The 19093-nt window shown below is 72.8% G+C and carries 14 protein-coding genes and 1 pseudogene; 10 read left to right on the top strand and 5 right to left on the bottom strand.

The genetic code is table 11. From position 1 onward, the window contains the following. The first annotated feature begins 44 nt into the window (after nucleotides 1-44). The gene (locus tag HUT10_RS44970; protein WP_176176792.1) at nucleotides 45-2066 is read left to right on the top strand and encodes a glycosyl hydrolase family 65 protein; all 2022 of its coding nucleotides are present in this window, start codon (nucleotides 45-47) and stop codon (nucleotides 2064-2066) included. Here the strand turns inward: HUT10_RS44970 and HUT10_RS44965 are convergent. Both HUT10_RS44965 and HUT10_RS44960 read right to left on the bottom strand, forming a co-directional pair. Beyond that, entirely contained in the window at nucleotides 2063-2854 is a 792-nt protein-coding gene (locus HUT10_RS44965; protein WP_254897524.1) for an FkbM family methyltransferase, read from the bottom strand. The genes HUT10_RS44970 and HUT10_RS44965 overlap by 4 nt on opposite strands. Nucleotides 2855-2927: 73 nt before the next feature. Continuing rightward, entirely contained in the window at nucleotides 2928-3398 is a 471-nt protein-coding gene (locus HUT10_RS44960) for a hypothetical protein (RefSeq protein ID WP_176176790.1), read from the bottom strand. Between the two features lie 72 nt (nucleotides 3399-3470). On the opposite strand from HUT10_RS44960, the gene HUT10_RS44955 reads away from it, so the two are divergent. Together HUT10_RS44955 and HUT10_RS44950 are read left to right on the top strand one after the other, a co-directional pair. Beyond that, entirely contained in the window at nucleotides 3471-4079 is a 609-nt protein-coding gene (locus HUT10_RS44955) for a DUF2231 domain-containing protein (RefSeq protein ID WP_176176789.1), read from the top strand. Between the two features lie 41 nt (nucleotides 4080-4120). Then, on the top strand, nucleotides 4121-4285 hold the full coding sequence (locus HUT10_RS44950) for a hypothetical protein (RefSeq protein WP_176176788.1): 165 nt from the start codon (nucleotides 4121-4123) through the stop codon (nucleotides 4283-4285). Here the strand turns inward: HUT10_RS44950 and HUT10_RS44945 are convergent. Next, a pseudogene (locus HUT10_RS44945) lies at nucleotides 4240-7634 on the bottom strand (TM0106 family RecB-like putative nuclease). The gene HUT10_RS44950 and the pseudogene HUT10_RS44945 sit on opposite strands and share 46 nt — an antisense overlap. Before the next feature lie 169 nt (nucleotides 7635-7803). On the opposite strand from HUT10_RS44945, the gene HUT10_RS44940 reads away from it, so the two are divergent. From HUT10_RS44940 to HUT10_RS44910, 7 genes are all read left to right on the top strand, one after another. Further along, complete coding sequence (locus HUT10_RS44940) at nucleotides 7804-10377, top strand: alpha-glucuronidase family glycosyl hydrolase (RefSeq protein WP_176176787.1); 2574 nt, start codon at nucleotides 7804-7806, stop codon at nucleotides 10375-10377. An 83-nt stretch (nucleotides 10378-10460) separates the two neighbouring features. Further along, the gene (locus HUT10_RS44935) at nucleotides 10461-11402 is read left to right on the top strand and encodes an acyl-ACP desaturase (protein ID WP_176176786.1); all 942 of its coding nucleotides are present in this window, start codon (nucleotides 10461-10463) and stop codon (nucleotides 11400-11402) included. 20 nt (nucleotides 11403-11422) lie between these two features. Next, nucleotides 11423-12187 carry an IclR family transcriptional regulator gene (locus tag HUT10_RS44930; protein WP_176176785.1) on the top strand — a complete coding sequence of 255 codons (765 nt, stop codon included), beginning with the start codon at nucleotides 11423-11425 and terminating at the stop codon, nucleotides 12185-12187. Between the two features lie 67 nt (nucleotides 12188-12254). Beyond that, entirely contained in the window at nucleotides 12255-13286 is a 1032-nt protein-coding gene (locus tag HUT10_RS44925) for an aromatic ring-hydroxylating dioxygenase subunit alpha (protein WP_176176784.1), read from the top strand. Next, nucleotides 13283-13441 carry a hypothetical protein gene (locus HUT10_RS44920; RefSeq protein WP_176169283.1) on the top strand — a complete coding sequence of 53 codons (159 nt, stop codon included), beginning with the start codon at nucleotides 13283-13285 and terminating at the stop codon, nucleotides 13439-13441. Before HUT10_RS44925 ends, HUT10_RS44920 begins: the two co-directional genes overlap by 4 nt. Continuing rightward, complete coding sequence (locus HUT10_RS44915; RefSeq protein ID WP_176176783.1) at nucleotides 13441-14358, top strand: PDR/VanB family oxidoreductase; 918 nt, start codon at nucleotides 13441-13443, stop codon at nucleotides 14356-14358. Before HUT10_RS44920 ends, HUT10_RS44915 begins: the two co-directional genes overlap by 1 nt. A gap of 51 nt (nucleotides 14359-14409) precedes the next feature. After that, nucleotides 14410-15861, top strand: coding sequence for a phosphatidylserine/phosphatidylglycerophosphate/cardiolipin synthase family protein (locus tag HUT10_RS44910; RefSeq protein WP_176176782.1), 1452 nt, complete (start codon nucleotides 14410-14412; stop codon nucleotides 15859-15861). 3 nt (nucleotides 15862-15864) lie between these two features. Here HUT10_RS44910 and HUT10_RS44905 read toward each other — a convergent pair whose 3' ends face one another. After that, nucleotides 15865-17439, bottom strand: a complete 1575-nt coding sequence (locus HUT10_RS44905; protein WP_176176781.1) for a succinic semialdehyde dehydrogenase — start codon at nucleotides 17437-17439, stop codon at nucleotides 15865-15867. Beyond that, complete coding sequence (locus HUT10_RS44900; RefSeq protein ID WP_176176780.1) at nucleotides 17436-19064, bottom strand: GMC family oxidoreductase; 1629 nt, start codon at nucleotides 19062-19064, stop codon at nucleotides 17436-17438. The genes HUT10_RS44905 and HUT10_RS44900 overlap by 4 nt, the downstream gene beginning before the upstream one ends. Nucleotides 19065-19093 lie beyond the last annotated feature (29 nt).

The raw sequence follows: 19093 nt of genomic DNA, 5'->3' as shown, positions 1-19093 counted from the left end.
GTCCCCGTGGTGCAATGGCCGCCCGCGCCGGAAGGGGTACGAGCATGGGAATCCCGCAGCGAATCGGTCACGCACTCCTGGCACTGGCGACGGCGGCCGCCGTGCTCGCGCCGGCCACCGCGAGCCCGGCACCGCCTTCGCTCGAGTTCGCCAACCCGGACAGCCAGTCCCTGTTCGGCACCGCCTACGCCGCCGCGCTGCAGAACCTCCTGCACACCAACACGATCGGCTACGACGCGCGCTACGACCGGAGCGGCCTGCTGGACCCCGCCACCGGCATCGTCCGCGCGGGCGGCGGCTACGCCCAGCCGTGGACGCGGGACGCGTCGATCAACAGCTGGAACGCCACCAGCCTCCTCGACCCGGCCCTGGCGGCGAACACGCTCTGGGCGGTGGTCGACAAGGACACCGGCGGCGCCCTGCGCGTGCAGCAGGACGACCAGCAGTGGGACCAGGTGGTCTGGGTCACCGCCGCCTGGCACCACTACCTCGTCACCGGCGACCGGAGCTTCCTGCAGAACGCCTACCGCACCGCGACGGCCACCCTGGCGATCCGCGAACACGCCACGACCGCCGGGTTCAACCCCGCCTACGGCCTGTTCACCGGCGCCTCCTTCTTCAACGACGGCATCGCCGGCTACCCCGCCCCGCCCGCCGACGCGACCGAGTCGGTCAGCACCGGCAGCATGCCGTGGCCGGGGGTCGCGAGCGGGATGTACCTCAGCACCAACGAGCTGTACTACGCCGCCTACGCCGCCGCCGCGGAGATGGCCGGGCAGCTGGGCCGTCCGGCCCCCGAGGTCGCCGGCTACCGCGGCAAGGCCGCCGCGCTGCGGACCGCGATCAACCAGCGGTTCTGGAACCCCGCGACCGGCCTGTACGACTACCAGCTGCTCGCCGACGGCTCCCGCGGTGCCTACCAGGAAGGCAGCGGGCTGGCGTTCGCCCTGGTCTTCGGCGTCGCGGACCCGGCGCAGGCGCGCTCGATCCTCGCGCACGCCCGGGAGCTGCCGTGGGGCATGCCCGACACCTTCCCGCACTGGGCCCGCTACAGCGACGCGCAGCCCGGACGGCACAACGCCATCGTGTGGCCGCTCGTCCAGGGCCTGTGGGCGAAGGCGCTGGCCGGGCAGGGCGACCAGAACGGCTTCGCCGCGGAGACCGCGCGGCTGGCCAAGCTGGCGGGGAACAACAGCGGCTTCTGGGAGATCCACAACGGCACCAACGGTGTCGTCGACGGCGGCTGGCAGCGGCTGGGCGACACGGTGAAGTTCCACTGGGGGTCCGAACCGGACCAGACCTGGTCGGCCACGGCGTTCCTCGACATGGTCCACACCGGCCTGTTCGGGCTCACGTTCGGCAGCCGCGGGCTGTCCTTCACCCCGCACCTGCCCGCCGGCTGGGGTGACGTCACCCTGCGGGACCTGCACTACCGCGGTGCGGCCCTCACCATCGCCCTGCACGGCGCGGGCAGCACGATCACGGCGTTCCGGCTCGACGGCCGGCCCGCCCCGGCCTCGGTGCCGGACTCGCTCACCGGCGCCCACACGATCGACATCACCCTCGCCGGAGCGCCCGCAGGTGACCGCGACGGCGACGGTGTGCCCGACGCCCGTGACCGCTGCGCCGACACCGCGGGCACCTCGGCCCTCGACGGCTGCCCCGACCCGGCGCACCTCGAAGCCGAGGACGCCCGCAACACCGGCGGCGTGAAGACGAACGTGAACCACACCGGGTACGCGGGCCGCGCGTTCCTCGACGGTCTCTGGGCGCAGGGCGCGGCGTCGTCCTTCACCGTGCACCGCGCCACGACGGCGCCGGAACGCGCCGCGATCACCGTCCGGTACGCCAACGCCAACGCCGACACCCGGACGATGACCCTGTCGGTGGACGGGCAGCCGGTGCGGCAGGTCGGCTTCCCGAAGGTCTCCGACAGCTGGGACGCCTGGGGCACCACGACCTTCGCCGACGTCCCGCTCACCGGCCGGGACCCGGTGGTGACCCTCTCCTACGGCCCGGGCGACACCGGCGCGATCAACCTCGACTGGCTCGAACTCCGCCGTTAGCGGACCGCGAACACCATCCCGATGTCGGCCGCCTCCTGGACGGGGTCCTGCACGGCCTCGACCGTGAACCCGCGCGTGGCGAAGACCTCGCGGACGGTGTCGCGGTGCCGCCGCCACCCTTCGACTTCGACGACGGCCTGCCGGACCAGCGGCCAGTGCCGGTCTTCGAGGCCGCGCAGCACGTCGAGCTCGGCGCCCTCGACGTCGACCTTCAGCAGGTCGACGCGGTCGATGCGCTGCTCGTCGAGCACCGCCGACAGCGGCCGGACGCGGACGCGGTGGGTTTCCAGCTCCCGCATCACCCGCAGCTTGCGCCCGACGATCCCGCGCAGGACGGGTGCCGGCACGCGGCGCAGCCCGGCGCCCAGCCCACCCCGGCGGATCATCTCGACGATGCTCGCGGTGACCCGCTGCTGCTCGGCCTCGACGTTCGAAGCGTCCCGCCACGACGACGAAAAGATGGTCGCCGCCGGGAAGTAGCTGAAGTCGAGCTCGTCCTCGGCCGCCGCCAGGCCGTAGGGCAACGCGGTCAGCCTGCCGCCGAAGAAGTCGCGGCCGTTGCGCTCCAGCGTCGCGTGCAGGGGCGGGAGCGGCTCGAAGGCGTAGATCCGCACGTCGCCGTCCAGCCGCTCGTACACCGCCGCGGAGAAGACGCCGACGTTGGCCCCGACGTCGAGGACGGTCGCCCCGGGCGTGAGCTCGACGCCGCGGGCGAAGTAGGCGCCCACCTCCTCGCGCAGGAAGGACACCTCCCACGGGTTGATGCTGTGGAGCTCGATCGTGTCCATGGTCACGCGCAGAGATCTATCAGCAACGGGCAGTGCGGGACACCCCCGTTCGGCGGCTACCTCGCGGGCCCGGTCACCGCCCGCCGCGTTCGCCCTCGATGTGCAGCGCCGCCTGTTCCGGTCCGGCCGCCGGGGCCGAGCCCGCGTCCACGCCCACCTCGTCCGCCTCGGTGTCCACCGGCGGTCCGTCCCCGTCCACCGGCGCCAGCTGGACCGGCTGTTCCGGGGACTCGCCTGTGTCCTCGTCCGTGTCCCCGCCCGCCCGGCTGTCGATCCCGGTCGTCGCCTGGGCCGCCGGGTCCGGGACTTCCTCCCCGATCCGGTCGCCCAGCCCCCGCGGGTGGGCCTGCTCCCACGGCGTCATCCCGTACTTCGTCACGCCCGACCAGTGCTCCGGCGGGTCCATCCCCTCTTCGAGCGGGTCGGTGCGGATGCGGTCTTCGTCGAGGTCCTCGGCGCTGTTCAGAGCGGCCGGGTCCGTCTCGACGGCGTCCGGCGCGCCGGTGTCCTGCGGCGGGTCGTAGCTCTGGTCGGGTTCGGTCATGGTCGGGGACTTCCCGCTGACGCGACGGCGAAACGCCGGTTGACCGGCACGGGGCGGGGTAGCCGCCGCGGTATGGATCCCACGCGCGATGGTCACGCCCGGTCGAAGCCCGCCTGGCCGCACCGAGTCCTGCGGAAGGCCGAAGACGCCGGAGCGCTCGACGGACCGGCCGCCCGGCTCGGGCGGCTGCTGAACAGTGAAAACGGGGTCACGCGGCAGCTGCGCGGCCGCGCACTGGGGCACCCGCTGCACCCGCTCGCGGTGACCGTCCCGATCGGCGCCTGGCTGTGCTCGGCGGTGTTCGACCTGCTCCCGGACGGCCGGGACGCGGCCCGCCGCCTGGTCGCGACCGGCCTGCTGACCGCCCCGGCGGCGATGGTGCTCGGGCTGGCCGACTACTCGGGTCTCGACGTGCGGCAACGGCGGGTCGGGCTGGTCCACGCGGTCGCCAACGCGACGGCGACGGCGCTGTTCGGCGCGTCCTACCTGGCCCGGCGGCGGGGCCGCGGCGGACGGTTCCTCGCGGTGCTGGGCCTGACGGCGACCAGCGCCGGCGGCGCGCTCGGCGGCCACCTGAGCTACGCGCAGGGCGCCGGGGTGTTCCGCTGGCAGCCCCTGGACGACCTGGCCCCGGCCGAGCTCGCGGGCGAAGACCCGGCGCGGCCGCGCAACCCCGCCTGACCGCCGCGCTTGGTCACCGGCCCCCGGGGTAACCGCCGCCCATGAGCGAATCCGACGACCGCCCTCTCACCCCCGACGCACCGGCGCCGCCCGGCACCCCGGAGCTCGACCTCGACGTGGAGATCCCCGAAGCCGACCGGCCGCGGGAGCAGCCCGGCGCTCAGGACGTCGACGAGGACGCCGGCGAAATCGAACCGCCGAGCTGACCCGACGGCCACGGCCGCGCCGCCGTCATCAGGCCGATCATGCCCGCGACCAGGCGCAGCTGCTCGACCGTGCGGATGTCCGCCTCGACGAGCCGGGGCGAGCACACCAGGACCGCCAGCGCCTGTGCCCGGGACAGCGCCACGTTCAGCCGGTTGCGCGAGAGCAGGAAGTCGAGCCCGCGCGGCAGGTCGACCGCCGACGACGACGTCATCGTCGCGAGCACCACCGGGGCCTCCTGGCCCTGGAACCGGTCGACCGTGCCCACCCGCACGCCCGCGTACCCGGCTTCCTCCAGCGCCCGGCTCACCGTGCGCGCCTGCAGGTTGTAGGGCGCGACGACGAGGATGTCGTGGTCGCCCAGCGGCCGGGCGGCCCCGTGGTCGGTCCACATGCGACCGTGCACTTCGGACACCACGCGGACGATCTCGGCGGCTTCCTCCACCGATCGGGTCGTGTTGCCCCGGTGGTCCACTTCGGACAGGTAGAGGCCCGCGTCGACGCCGTCGAGCGCGCGGTCCGCGGCCGAGGGGTGGGCGTGCAGCCGTCCGGCGTAGGACAGGTCCGACACCGGTGCGCACACGGCCGGGTGCATGCGCCGCGTCTCGTCGAGGAAGTAGCCCAGCGCCGGCGGCATGATGTCGGCCTCCCCGATCAGGTGGCCCAGTGCCGAGGCCTCGGCACCCGCCGGATGCGTGCCCTGCACGACCTGGGGCAGCTGCTGCGGGTCGCCCAGCAGCAGGACGTTGCGGGCGCACATCGACACCGCGAGCGCGTCGGCCAGTGCGAACTGGCCGGCCTCGTCGATGATCAGCAGGTCGAAGGGCTCTTCGCGGACGGCCGCGTTGGCGAACGTCCAGGCCGTCCCGCCGACCAGGTGCCCGGTGTCGTGCTCCTGCCGCCACTTCACCAGTGCGGGGTTGCTCTTCGGCTGCTCCCACGGCGCGGCCGGGTCCGGCGTCTTCTTCGCGCGCTTGGCGCACGGCAGCTCCGGCGCGCTCTTCAGGGCCGCGCTCAGCACGTTCTCCACGGCCTTGTGGCTGGTCGAGGTGACCGCGACGGTCCGGCCCGCCCGCACCAGCCGGGCGATGAGCCGGCCGGCCAGGTAGGTCTTGCCCGCACCCGGCGGGCCTTGCACAGCCAGCGCCGACCCGTCGAGCCCGTCGACCGCCTCGATCACCGTGGCGACCAGGTCGTCCCCCGGCTCCGGCAGTGCGCCGCCGCCCCGCAGCCGCGGCGGGGTCCGCCGGAGCAGGTCGACACCGGGGTGCCGCGGCAGCTCCGGGAGCGCGTCGACGACCAGGCGGGCGAGGTCGGCGACGGCCTCGTCCTTCGGCGAAGGCCGCACCGGGCTGCCGGGCAGCACCGCGCTCGGCCGGTCGCTGGTGGTCGCATCGGGCGGGCAGCTCTCTTCCAGGGTCAGCTCCACCGCCGAGGCGGCGACGACCTTCGCGTCGCGGGCGGTGTCGCCGTAGCGCAGCCGCACGTCGTCGCCGGGGGCGAACGGGTGCGGCCGGTCGGGGTCGCACGCGAGCTGCAGGGTCCGCTTCGCCGTGCGCGCCCGCCCGGCCGGGGGCACCCACTCCCCCGCCTCCAGCGCGACCGGCACCGCGCAGGCGGTGTCCACCTCCAGGTCGCCGAGCGGGGCGGCGAGCTGGCGGAAGTACTCCCACCACGCCGGGTTCGTCTCGCGGCGGTGGTAGCCGACGGACGCCGCCAGCAGCGCGCGGGCCCGCTCGTCGGGGGTGAACCGCCCCGGGTCGTCCGGCAGCCCGTCGAGCAGCGGGTCGACCAGCGCGGCCAGCTGCGCGGCCCGTTCGGCCCGCCGCTCGGCGGCCACGTCCTCCTCGGCCCGGCGCAGCAGCGCGTCCTCGGCGGACTCCTCGGCCGGCTCCGGGACCTCGATGCCCGCGTCGGCGCGCACGCGGTGCAGGAACTCGAACAGCCGCTGCGCGGAGGCGCAGTCGTCCTCGGTGTTCTCGCCGATGCGGCGCAGCACCTCGTCGGCGCGTTCCGGCTCCCCGGCCTGCGCGAGCGCCAGGTACTCCTCGTACGCCTCGACGTCGGACACGGCCGTCTTCGCGCGGGCGCCGGGCTGGTAGAGCGGCTCGAGGTGCCGGATCGAGTACGACCGCTGCGACACCCGCAGCGCCTTGCGGACCACCGCGTGCAGGTCCACGACCGCACCGCTGCGCAGCAGGTGGTCGACGGTCTCCTCGCGGGTGCCGTGCACCGCGGCCAGCCGCTTGATCGCGGTGACTTCGTACGGCGCGTAGTGGTAGACGTGCGAGCCGGGGTGCTCGGCGACGCGCGCGGCCACGAAGTCGACGAACTCCTCGAACGCGCGCCGTTCCTGGGCGCGGCTGTGCGCCCAGAACGGCGTGAAGGTCCGGTCGCCGAACGCGCCGAAGAGGTATTCCAGGCCTCGCCGGCGAGGGCGTGCGGATCGCCGGCCAGGTCGGCGAACACGTCACCCGGCGCCGGGGCGGGCAGGGCGGCCAGCTCGTCCGGGTCGACGATCTCGTAGGCGACCTCGCCGGTGGCGTCCTGCCGGACCTGCAGCGCGGCCTGGGCGCGCAGGGCCGCGAACGCGGTCGCCGACAGGTCCCGCGGCCGGTCGGCCGGGCCGGCCGCGGCGAGCGCGTCGATCGACCCGAGCCCGGCGGCGACGAGCTTGCGGCGCTGGTCGCCGCGCATCCCGGCGACCAGCGAGAGGTCCCGGTCGGCTTCCCGGGCCGACGCGCAGTGCTGGGCGAAGCCGCAGCCGGCGCAGGCCGGGCGTTCGTCGGCCCAGAGCGGGACCGGCAGCCGCGGCGGACGGCCCGCCAGCCGGGTCCGCAGCCGGTCGACCAGCGGCCGGAAGTCCTCGACGCGCAACGTCCGGGTGCCGCCGTCGGTCAGCCGCAGGTGCAGCCGCGGCCCGGCCGGCCAGCCGGCGCGGCCCAGCGCGTCGGCGCACGCCGTCAGCCGGACCACCGCGGCGGGCGTGGCCTGCCGGACCGGCTGCGCGTCGTGGACCTCGTACCGGCCTTCGCCGTCCTGGACCAGGAAGTCCGCCTGCGCCGAGAAGCCGCCGCCGAGGAGAACGGCCCGGTGGATCACCGGCACTCCGGACCGCAACGCCTCTTCGGTCGCCTTCGCGGCGAGTGCGGTGTCTTCGACGTCGATTTCGGCGATCTCGCGCCCGGCGGCGCGGAACCCGGCGAGCATCGTGGCGGCGTGCCCGCGGCGCGGCGGTGGCTCCGCGGGTGCGGGCCGCGGCGCTCCCGGCAGGCCCGCGGCCAGCGCCTGGCCGAGGATGCTGCGGTGCTCGCAGTCGAGCAGGTCGGCGAGATCGGCTGGGGTGAGCATCGCCGCGAAGTCTGGCACGGGGCTGCGGCCGGACCCGGGCACACCGTCCCCGACACGCCGAAACTTTCGGGATTCCTTGCTATATCGCGAATTCTTGACAGCGCGGAGCGTCGCCGCAATAGTGCGAGAACCGAACTCGATACCCCGGCGGACACGATGGGGGAAACCCTTGTCTCTCAGCGACGAGAACGGTCTGCGGCGGCGTTCCTTCCTGATCGGCAGCGGAGCGGTCCTGACGGCGTCGATGCTCGGTGCTCCCCCGGCGCAGGCGAGTCCGCCCTTGCCGGGTGACTACGACGGCTCCGACCTGTGGCTGCGCTACGAACCGGTCGCCGATCCCGGCGTCCTCGCCCGGTACCGGGCCGCGCTCGGCGCGATCGTGGTGGAGAACGCCGACCGGGCGAGGGTGCACCGTCACACGGCGAACCTGAGCATGGCCCCCGGTTCCACCGAACACCTGGTGGAGAGCACTTTGGCGGCGGCGCGGGACGAACTCGTCCGCGGCCTCGGCGGGCTGCTGGGGCGGCCCGTGCCGGTGGCGGGCGGCTGCCCCGACCGCGCGGTGGTCGTCGGCACCCCGGAGAGCTCTCCCCTGGTGCGCGGGCTCGTCCCGGCACGCGACCTGACGCCGCTCGGCACCGACGGCTACCTCATCCGTTCGCTCTCGCGCGGCGGCCGCCGGGTGATCGTCATCGCCGGCAACACCGACGTCGCCGCGCTGTACGGGACCTTCGCGTTCCTCCGGCGTCTCCAAGCGCAGCAACCCGTCGCCGAGCTGAAACTTTCTTCGGTGCCGCGCATCAACCACCGGTACCTGAACTACTGGGAGACGGAACGGCTCTACGCCGGGAACAACGCGACCGGCACCGGCGGGCTGGACGGCGAAACCGGGGCGATGTTCGACTTCACCGCCACCGGCGCGTCGGCCGGGCTGAACCTGCCGGTGATCCTCGACCGCTACCTCGTCGCGGCACGCGCGATGGCTTCCCTCGGCCTCAACGGCCTCACCATCAACAACGTCAACGCCAACAGCTTCTACCTCACCCCGGCCGCCATCGAGCAGGAAGCCGCACTGGCGGACGCGTTGCGCCCGTACGGGATCAAGCTCGCCGTCTCGATCAACTACGCGGCGCCGACCGACGCCCGGTTCGCGCCCGACACCCTCACCCGCGAGCAGCTGGATCCCTACAGCGCGCAGTTCCGGGACTGGTGGACGCGACGGGCCCGGCAGCTGCAGGCGGCGATCCCGGATTTCCTGGGCTTCACCGTCAAAGCGAATTCCGAAGGCCAGCCGGGTCCGCAGGACCTCGGCTACGACCACGGTGACGGCGCCAACGGCATCGCGGCGGCGGTGGCGCCCCTCGGGATGCGGATCTTCTGGCGGACCTTCGTCTACAACGCCGACGTGGACCCGGACCGGCTGAAGCGCGCCTACCTGGAGTTCGGGCCCATCGACGCCGAACCTCAGCCCGACGGCACCACCGGCCGGTTCGCCGGGAACGTGTTCCTGCAGACCAAGAACGGCCCGCTCGACTACCAGGCCCGGGAGCCGGCCAACCCGTTGTTCGGCCGGATGGAACACACCAACCAGGCCATCGAACTGCAGATCACCCAGGAGTACACCGGGCAGAACACCATGCTGTGCTACCTCGGCCCGCTGTGGGAAGAGGTGCTGAAATCCGACACCTACGCCACCGGCGCGGACGGCGGGCTGCTGGCCAAGCGGCTGGTGGGCCACGTGGTGGACGGCACGGCCCAGGGCCACCCGGACAGCGCGATCGTCGGCGTGGCGAACTTCGGCAACGCGGACAATCTGACCGGGCACCACTTCGCGCAGGCGAACCTGTACGCCTTCGGCAGGCTGGCGTGGGACTGGACGCTCCCCGCGCGGGACATCGCCGCGGACTGGGTCCGCCTGACCTGGAGCAACCGCGACTTCGTGGTCCGGGCGATCGTGGCGATGATGATGGGCTCGCGGGAGGCGCTGGTGAGCTACCAGACCCCGCTCGGCGTCGCGCACCAGTTCCGTTCCAGCGACCACTACGGCCCCAACCCCGCCGAACGGCTCGCGCGCGACGACTGGAGCCCGGTGTACTACAACAAGGCCGACAGCACCGGCCTCGGCTACGACCGCTCCCCCACCGGCAGCGGCTTCACCGCGCAGTACTTCCCGGTGCTCGCGGCCCGGTACGGCGACCTCGAAACCACCCCCGAGAACCTGCTGATGTGGTTCCACCACGTGCCGTGGGACCGGCGGATGCGCAGTGGCCGGATCTTCTGGGACGAACTGGTGTACCGCTACCAGACGGGCGTCCACTACGTGTCCTGGCTGCGCCAGGCCTGGGATTCACTCGAACCGCACGTCGACGCGCGCCGCTTCGCCGAGGTGAAGGCCAAGCTCGCCGCGCACGAGGCCGACGCGGGCAGCTGGCGCGACACCTGCGTGGGGTACTGGCAGGGGTTCAGCGGCCGGGCGATCCCGACCGACGGGCCGCTGGCCATCGCCATCGTGGTCGGCGGCCGGACGATCGGCGGGTTCGACGCCGGGGCACCGTCGTCGACCGTTCCGCTCGCCGCCGGCGCTTCGCCGAGGATCACGAAGGTCGTCCCCGCCGATCCCGCCGTGCGGTGCGAAGTCCTTTCCCAGGCCGCCGGCGTGCCCGGGCGGGCCGTCGTCCGGGTCACCGGGAAGACCTTCTTCGGGCCGATCCTCAAGGACTACGTCTTCGACTTCACGCGCTGAGGGAACCTCCGCGCGCCCGCGTCCGTTGTCGTTTCCTACGGCACCGTAAGTTACGGTCGCGTAGGTACGGAAGGACGTCTCCCATGCCGGTCCCCGAAACGACCCGCCTGCTGCACGAACTGGAAGGCACGGTCGAGGAGAACCTCAACCGGCACCTCGCCGCCGCCCAGGAGTGGATGCCGCACGAGTACGTCCCGTGGAGCCAGGGGCGGGACTTCGCCGACCTGGGCGGGGAGGCCTGGGCCCCGGAGCAGTCCCGGGTGAGCCCGATCGCGCGGACGGCCCTCGAAGTCAACCTGCTCACCGAGGACAACCTGCCCAGCTACCACCGCGAGATCGAGCGCGCGTTCGGCCGCGACGGCGCGTGGGGCACCTGGGTGCACCGGTGGACGGCCGAAGAGGGCCGCCACGGCATCTGCATCCGCGACTACCTGCTGGTCACCCGCGCCGTCGACCCCGTCGAGCTGGAGCGGATGCGGATGGAGACCATGCAGGCCGGCTACGACACCGACGACAAGCCGCTGCTCAACGTCTGCGCGTACGTCTCCTTCCAGGAGCTGGCGACCCGGCTCTCGCACCGCAACACCGGCCGCTACACCCAGGACCCGCTGGCCGAGAAGCTGCTCACCCGGGTGTCCACGGACGAGAACCTGCACATGGTCTTCTACCGCAACCTCGTCAAGGCGGCGCTGGAGATCTCGCCGGACGCGATGATGCGCGCGATCACCGACGAGGTGCTGTGCTTCGCGATGCCGGGCGCGGTCATCCCGAGCTTCGCCCGCAAGGCGGCGCTGATCGCCAAGGCGGGCATCTACGACCTGCGCATCCACCACGACGACGTCGTCCAGCCGCTGCTGCGCTACTGGAAGGTGTTCGACCTGACCGGCCTCGGCCCGGTCGGCGAAGCGGCACGGGAGGAGCTGGCGACGTTCCTCAAGGGGCTCGACACGCAGGCGTCCCGGTTCGAGGAACGCCGGGACGCCGCGGCCGCGCGCCGGGCGGCGCGGGGCATAGTGGAGGCCTGAGCCACCACCGGAGGTCGCCCGTGCCGCACCGAGGTCGCGTCCCCGGCGCCACCGGGCCGGTGCTGGGGCGCGCACTGCGGGTGCTGGAGGCGTTCTCGCCGGACCGGCCGGCGCTGCGGCTGAGCGAGGTCGCGCGCCGCACCGGGCTCCCGGCCGCGACCGCGCACCGGCTGCTGCGCGAGTTCTGCGCGTGGGGCGCGCTGGAGCGGGACGAGACCGGCGTCTACCGCGTCGGGCTGCGGCTGTGGGAGCTGGGCTCGCTCGCCCCGCGCGGCCTGGGCCTGCGGGAACTCGCGCTGCCGTTCCTGGAGGACCTCTCGCAGATCACCCGCGAGAACGTCCAGCTCGCCGTCCGCGAAGGCACCGAGGTGGTGTACATCGAGCGCATCGCCGGAACGGGCGCGGTCCCGGTCCTGACCCGCGTCGGCGGCCGGTTCGCCCTGACCGCGACGGGCGTCGGGCTGGTCCTGCTCGCCCACGCCCCGGCCGAGGTCCAGGAGGAGGTCCTCGGCAGCCCGATCGAGCGCTACACACCCGAGACGGTGACCGACCCGGACCGCCTCCGCCACCTGCTGGCCGACGTGCGGACGCACGGGTTCTCGATCAGCGAGCGCCAGGTGACCCTGGACGCGCTGTCGGTCGGCGCCCCGATCCACGACGCCCGGGGTCAGGTCATCGCGGCGGTGTCGCTGGTGGTGCGGTACGGAAGCGCGGCGCCGCACGCGCTCGCTCCGCTGGTGATGACCAGCGCCCGCGCGATTTCGCGCGCCCTTTCCGTCTTATGAAATAGCCCTTCGTGGTGCCCGGGTCGCTCCCCCACGCTGTGACCCGGCCCACCACGAAAGGACTCCGATGAGCGCCATCCCCCGCGATCAGTGGTACGTCGCCGCCTACGGTTCCGAGATCGGGGCCGAGCTGTTCAGCCGCACCGTCTGCGGCGAGCCCATCCTGTTCTGGCGGACGCGGGACGGGAGCGTCACCGCGGTGGCCGACCGGTGCGTGCACCGGCGGTTCCCCCTGTCGCAGGCGCCGTCGCGGCTGGTCGACGACCAGGTCATCTGCGGCTACCACGGCTTCACCTACGGCGTCGACGGCAAGTGCGTGGCCGTGCCCGGGCAGACCCGGGTGCCGCGGACCGCGCGGCTGACGCGCTACCCGCTGGTGGAACAGGACTCCTTCGTCTGGGTGTTCATCGGCGACCCCGCGAAGGCCGACGCGGCCGCGATTCCGCGCGCGCCCTGGCTCGACTCGCCGGACTACACCACCGTCCGCGGGATGGAGCCGCTCGAGGCGCGGTACTCGCTGCTGGTGGACAACCTGCTGGACCTGTCCCACGAGACCTACCTGCACGGCGGCTACATCGGCACCCCGGAGGTCGCCGAAACGCCGATCACCACCGAGGTCGACGAGGAAGCCGGCATCGTCTACGTCTCGCGGCACATGGCCGACGCGGCGTGCCCGCCCTTCTACGCCAAGTCGACCGGCCTCGAAGGCCGCATCACGCGCTGGCAGGACATCGAGTACACGCCGCCGTGCCTGTACAAGCTGCACAGCCGGATCGCGCCGGTCGGGTCGGTGCCGAACCCGGACGGCAGCGACCCGGACGCCTTCCACGTCGAGGTCGTCTACGCCATCACGCCGGAAACCGAGCATTCGACGCACGACTTCTGGGCGGTGGCCCGTGACTTCGCGCTCGACGACGAAGGCGTGTCGGCGTTCCTGGCGGAGAACAACCGCACGGTGGTGCTGCAGGACGTCGAGGCCCTCGACGTCCTCGAGCGGGTGATCGCCACCGAGCCCGAGGGCTACCAGGAGCTGTCGATCAACATCGACACCGGCGGCCTGGCGGCCCGCCGGATGCTGCAGCGGATGGCGGCCTCGTGAACCGGCCGATGCTCGCCGGTGACCGCGTGTACCGGATCCACTGGGTGCTCGGCACCGACCGGCTGCGCGCGGTCTGCCACTGCGGCGCCGAGCGCGAGTTCGAAGACCCCGTGCAGCTGTGGGACTGGCTGCTCACCCACCCCGAAGGACACTGATGACCCTCTCACTCCTGGTGGACCGCAAGGAAAAGCTTGCCGACGGCGTGGTCGCCCTCGCCCTCCGTCTTCCCGGCGGCGAGCCGTTGCCGCCGTGGGAGCCGGGGGCGCACATCGACCTGGTCCTGCCGGGCTTCGTGCGGCAGTACTCGCTGTGCGGCGACCCGTCGGAGAGGTCGGTGTACCGGGTGGCGGTGCTGCGCGAGCCCGGCGGCCGCGGCGGCTCCGCCTACGTCCACGACTCCCTTTCGGCCGGGGACCGGGTTCCGGTCGAGGCCCCGCGCAACCACTTCGCGCTGGTGGAGGCGTCGCGGTACCTGTTCGTGGCGGGCGGCATCGGCATCACGCCGATCCTGCCGATGCTGAACCGGGTGGCCCGTGAGGGCCGCGAGTGGCGGCTCGTCTACGGCGGCCGGACGCGTTCCTCGATGGCTTTCGCGGACGAACTCGCCGAGCACGGCGACCGGGTCGTCTTCCGGCCCCAGGACGAGCACGGTCTCCTGGACCTCCCGGCGGCACTGGCCTCGGCCGGCCCGGGCACGGCGGTGTACTGCTGCGGACCGGAACCCCTGCTGGCGGCGATGGAGGCACTGGAGCCGCCCGAACTGCACGTCGAGCGCTTCACGCCGCTCGCGGACGAGGGTCCGCGCACGGCGTTCGAGGTCGAGCTGGCCGGGTCGGGGCGGGTGCTGCCGGTGCCCGCGGACCGGTCGATCCTCGAGGTGGTCGAGGAAGCCGGGGTGACGGTGCTGTCGTCGTGCCGGGAAGGAACGTGCGGCACCTGTGAGACCGGGGTGCTGGGCGGGGAGCCGGACCACCGGGATTCGGTGCTGACGGCGGATGAGCGGCTGGAGAACGAGGTGATGATGCTCTGTGTGTCGCGGGCGTGTTCGCCGCGCCTGGTGCTCGACCTCTGACGCTGCGTCACTGCACGGCGAACCGGGCCGATCTGTAGTGACATGGGACGGGTGACGACGTTTCACTCATTCGTGGACAAGGTGGACGAGCGGCTCGGCGACGGGCTCGAACGCGTCCTGTGCACCCACCACCACCGGCGGTTGCGCCGGCTCGGCTGGGGTGAGGTGTTCGAACCGGGTGGTGACCAGGACCGTCTCGGCGGCCGGGCCCCGGTGCGTGCGGGCAACCGGGTCGAGGTGCTGATCGACGGTGAGGAGTCGCTCCCCGCCGTCGCCGAGGCCATCCGGCAGGCGAAGTCCCACGTGCACATCGCGAACTGGCACGCCAGCGCGGACTTCCGGCTGACGCGCGAGCCCGGCTCGCCCGCTCTGCGGGAGCTGCTGGCCGAGGCCGCCGGGCGTGGGGTCGAGGTCCGCGTCCTGCTGTGGGCCGGGCCGCCCTTCCCCGCCTTCCAGCCGTCGAGGAAGCTCGCCCGGGATGAGCAGCGGAAGTTCACCGACGGCACCGGGGTGCGGTGCGTGCTGGACGCCCGGGAGCGGACCCTGCACTGCCACCACGAAAAGCTCGTGATCGTCGACGACGCGGTCGCGTTCGTCGGTGGCGTGGACCTCACCGCGCTGGAGGGCGACCGGCACGACAGCCCGGAGCACCCACCGCGGCCCATCGGGTGGCACGACCTGATGGCGCGGCTCGAAGGGCCGTCCGTCGCCGACGTCGCCGAGCACTTCCGGCGGCGGTGGACCGAGGTGGCCGGCGAGGCCCTGCCCGAACCGGCCGTCCCGGCACCCGCCGGCGGCAGCCGCGTGCAGCTGCAGAAGACCGTCCCGAACGACACCTACGACTTCCTGCCGAAAGGCGAGTTCACCGTGCTCGACGGCTACCTCCGGGCGCTGCGCTCGGCGCGGCGGCTCGTCTACCTGGAGAACCAGTTCCTGTGGTCGCCGGAGATCGCCGAGGTGCTGCTCGACAAGCTCCGCAACCCGCCGGCCGACGAGTTCCGGGTGGTCCTGCTGCTGCCGCGCAAGCCGAGCAACGGCTCGGACACCACCCGCGGCCAGCTCGGCCGCCTGCTGGACGCCGACGACGGCCACCGGCGCCTGCTGGCGACCACGATCAGCGCCCACGACGGCGGGGCCCCGGTGTACGTCCACGCGAAGCTCGGCATCGTCGACGACGAGTGGCTGACGGTGGGCTCGGCGAACCTCAACGAGCACTCGCTGTTCAACGACACCGAGGTCAACATCGCCACCGACGACCCGGGGGTCGCCCGCACCACCCGGCTGCGGCTGTGGGCCGAGCACCTCGGGCACCCGGTTTCCGAGCTGGAGCAGCGGAGCCCGGCGGACATCGTGGACAACCTGTGGCGGCCACTGGCCGAGGAGCAGGCCGAGCGGGAACGCCGCGGCGAGCGGCGCACCCACCGGCTGGTCCTGCTGCCGGGCACCTCCCGCCGTGCGGCCCGGCTGCAGGGACCCCTGCGAGGGCTGCTGGTCGACGGGTGAGCGCTACCGGATCCGCAGCTTCCGCATCAGCTTCAGCCCGGAAAGCATGCTCTCGACGTACTTCTCGTACCCCTGCCCCGGCCGGGGTCCCATCACCTGCTTCTTCAGCACGGCCAGGTTCTGCACGTCCGTGTACTTCAGCAGCCCCTGGTCCCCGTGCCGGGCCCCGACGCCGGAGTTCTTCACCCCTCCGGACGGTGTCCCCTTCGCCGCGTACGCGGTCGCCAGGACGTCGTTGACGTTCACGTTGCCCGACTCGATCCGGGCCGCCACCGCGCGGGCCGCCGGGACGTCGGTGCTCCAGACCGACGCGTTGAGGCCGTAGTCCGTGTCGTTGGCCAGCGCCACCGCTTCGTCGACCGTGCGGTACCTGTGCAGCGCCACCACCGGGCCGAACGTTTCCGTGACGCCGCACAGCATGTCCGAGGTGACGCCCTCGAGGATCGTCGGCTCGAAGAAGGCCGGGCCGAGGTCGGGGCGTGGCTTGCCGCCGCACAACACCGTGGCGCCCTTGGCGACCGCGTCGTCCACGTGGGACTTGACGCGGCGCATGTGGTCGACCGATACCAGCGAGCCCATGTCGGGCCCGAAGTCGTAGGCGGCGCGGACGTCGAGGGCCGAGGCGGCCGCCACGAACGCCGTCTTGAACTCCTCGTAGCGGGACTCCGGCAGGTAGATCCGCTCGATGTGCATGCAGATCTGGCCCGTGTTGCCGAACGCGCCGAAGATCGCGCCCTGGACCGCTTCGGCCAGGGACGCGTCCGGGAGGACGATCATCGGGTTCTTGCCGCCGAGCTCGAGGCAGCAGCCGATCAGGTTGCGGCCCGCCCGCTCGCCGATCACCCGGCCGGTGGCCGTCGAACCGGTGAACATCACGTAGTCCGCGTGGTCGATCAGCGTCGGGCCGACGTCGGGGCCCTCGCCGCACACCACCTGGAACAGCCCTTCCGGCAGGCCCGCCTCCTCCAGCAGCCGGACGCCGTAGAGCGGTGACAGCGCGGTCTTGTTGTCCGGCTTCAGCACCACCGCGTTGCCGGCCACCAACGCCGGGACCGCGTCGGAAACCCCGGTGGCGAACGGGAAGTTCCACGGCGCGATGATGCCCACGACCCCCTTGGGCAGCCGGACCTCGGTCGACGTCGTCAGCAGCGGCACCGGGCCGCCCCGCCGGACCGGCGCGAGCAGGCGGGCGGCCCGCTTCAGGTAGTGGCTCATCACCATCGGCGGGTCGCAGGTCTCCTCGATCGCCATCCGCCGGTTCTTGCCGCTCTCGACCTGGATCAGGTCGGCGACGGTCCGCGCGTGCTCGACGAACAGCGCGTGCGCCCGCTTGAAGACCGCGAGCCGCTCCTTGACCGGCGTGGCCGCCCACTTCCGCTGGGCTTCGCGCGCCACGGTGAACGCGCGCTCGATGTCTTCGGGCGTCGACTGCGGCAGCTCGACGAGCAGGTCGCCGGTGTAGACCTCGGTCAGCTTCCAGGTTCCCCCGGCCGAGCCGGGGACGCGGGCCACGAGCTGCTGCAGGAAGGCGTCCGTGACCGACGCGGGGCGGGTGAGTCCGAGCGGGGTGAGGGTCATGACCGGCTCCCGAGGACGAGCTGGGCGCCCATTTCGCCGATCATGATGCAGGGCGCGTTGGTGTTGCCGCCGGTGATCGACGGCATGATCGAGGCGTCGCAGACGCGCAGGCCCTCGACGCCGCGCACGCGCAGGTCGGGGCCGACGACGGCGAGCTCGTCGACGCCCATCCGGCAGGTGCCGACGCCGTGGTAGACCGACGTCGCGCGGTTGAGGATCGCGTCGCGCAGTTCCTGGCCCTTCAGCCGGGCCCCCGGGTGGATCTCTTCCTTGACCGCGCCCTTGAACGCCTTGGACGCGAAGATCTCGCGCACCATCTCGGAGCCCTCGCCGAGCAGTTCGAGGTCGGCCGGGTCGGACAGGTACTGGAAGTCGATGAGCGGGGCCACCGCGGGGTCGGGCGAGGCGAGCCGCAGCGTGCCGCGGCTCTTCGGGTAGATCAGCGTGGTCAGCACGGTGAGCGCGGGGCGCTTGTCGACGTCGTGGCGGATCGGCGCGTCCTGGTTGGGCGAGACGTAGGCCCACGGCAGCAGGTGCAGCTGCAGGTCGGGGACCGCGCCGGCCTGCGAGGTGCGCAGGAACGCGACCGCCTCGAAGACCGAGTTGGCGAGGAACGTGGTGCCGGGGCGCAGCAGCTCCCGGGCCAGCCCGCGGGCGAAGTACGGTGCCGTGCCCTTGTTCTTGCTGCTCGAGACGTGGAACGTCAGGGCGTGGAACATGTGGTCGTGCATGTTGTCCCCGACGGGCAGGTCGGCGACGACGTCGATGCCGTGCTCCTCGAGGTGCTCGGCGCGGCCGATGCCGGAGAGCATCAGCAGCTGCGCGGAGCCGATGACGCCGGCGGAGAGGATGACCTCCTTGCCGGCCCGGATGGTGCGACGGCGGCCGCGGTCGAGCACCTCGACGCCGGTGGCGCGGCCGTTCTCGATGAGCACCTTTTCGACCAGCACCCGGTCCTGCAGTTCCAGCGTCGGCGGCGCGAGGTGGTGGAGGTAGCCGCGCGAGGCGCTGTAGCGCAGGCCGTCGGCGGCGTTCTGCTGCATCCGGCCGACGCCCTCTTGGGACTCGGCGTTGTAGTCGTCGAGGATCTTGCAGCCGAGCGCGTCGGACGTGGCGTCGATGAACTGCAGCGAGCCCTCTTGGGGGTTCTTCGCGCGGGTGACGCAGATCGGGCCGCCCGCACCGCGGAAGGCGTTCTCGCCGTCTTCGAAGTCCTCCATGCGCTTGTAGGCGGCGTTGACGCTGTCGGCGTCCCAGCCGGTGTTGCCCTCCGCGGCCCAGGAGTCGAAGTTGGCGCGGTTGCCGCGCACGTAGACCATGCCGTTGATGGAGCTGGAGCCGCCGACGACCCGGCCGCGCGGCACCGGCATCCGCCGATCGAGAACGTGTTTCTGCGGGACGCCGTAGAAGCCCCAGTCGAGCGGTTTCTTGAGCTGCGGCACCGCGTGCATCGGCCCGACCAGCCCGGGCTTCTTCACCAGCAGCTGCTCGTCGCTCTTGCCGGCTTCGAGGACGATCACGCTGGCCCCGGCCTGTGCCAGCCGTCCCGCGATCGCCGCCCCCGAGCTCCCCGACCCGACGACGACGTAGTCGGCCTCGTCGCCGCGCGCCGCCCTTTTCGCCATGTCCGCTCCTCCCTACGACCGGCCACCAG

Origin of the sequence: Amycolatopsis sp. Hca4, from assembly GCF_013364075.1 — a bacterium.
Lineage (GTDB): Bacteria > Actinomycetota > Actinomycetes > Mycobacteriales > Pseudonocardiaceae > Amycolatopsis.
This window is presented reverse-complemented; position numbering and strand designations above follow the sequence as displayed.

What these genes read in the sequence shown, in the direction of transcription:
- HUT10_RS44970 (WP_176176792.1), top strand. Translation starts at nt 45, where the DNA reads ATGGGAATCCCGCAGCGAATCGGTCACGCACTCCTGGCACTGGCGACG.
- HUT10_RS44965 (WP_254897524.1), bottom strand. Translation starts at nt 2,854, where the DNA reads ATGGACACGATCGAGCTCCACAGCATCAACCCGTGGGAGGTGTCCTTC.
- HUT10_RS44960 (WP_176176790.1), bottom strand. Translation starts at nt 3,398, where the DNA reads ATGACCGAACCCGACCAGAGCTACGACCCGCCGCAGGACACCGGCGCG.
- HUT10_RS44955 (WP_176176789.1), top strand. Translation starts at nt 3,471, where the DNA reads ATGGATCCCACGCGCGATGGTCACGCCCGGTCGAAGCCCGCCTGGCCG.
- HUT10_RS44950 (WP_176176788.1), top strand. Translation starts at nt 4,121, where the DNA reads ATGAGCGAATCCGACGACCGCCCTCTCACCCCCGACGCACCGGCGCCG.
- HUT10_RS44935 (WP_176176786.1), top strand. Translation starts at nt 10,461, where the DNA reads ATGCCGGTCCCCGAAACGACCCGCCTGCTGCACGAACTGGAAGGCACG.
- HUT10_RS44925 (WP_176176784.1), top strand. Translation starts at nt 12,255, where the DNA reads ATGAGCGCCATCCCCCGCGATCAGTGGTACGTCGCCGCCTACGGTTCC.
- HUT10_RS44915 (WP_176176783.1), top strand. Translation starts at nt 13,441, where the DNA reads ATGACCCTCTCACTCCTGGTGGACCGCAAGGAAAAGCTTGCCGACGGC.
- HUT10_RS44905 (WP_176176781.1), bottom strand. Translation starts at nt 17,439, where the DNA reads ATGACCCTCACCCCGCTCGGACTCACCCGCCCCGCGTCGGTCACGGAC.
- HUT10_RS44900 (WP_176176780.1), bottom strand. Translation starts at nt 19,064, where the DNA reads ATGGCGAAAAGGGCGGCGCGCGGCGACGAGGCCGACTACGTCGTCGTC.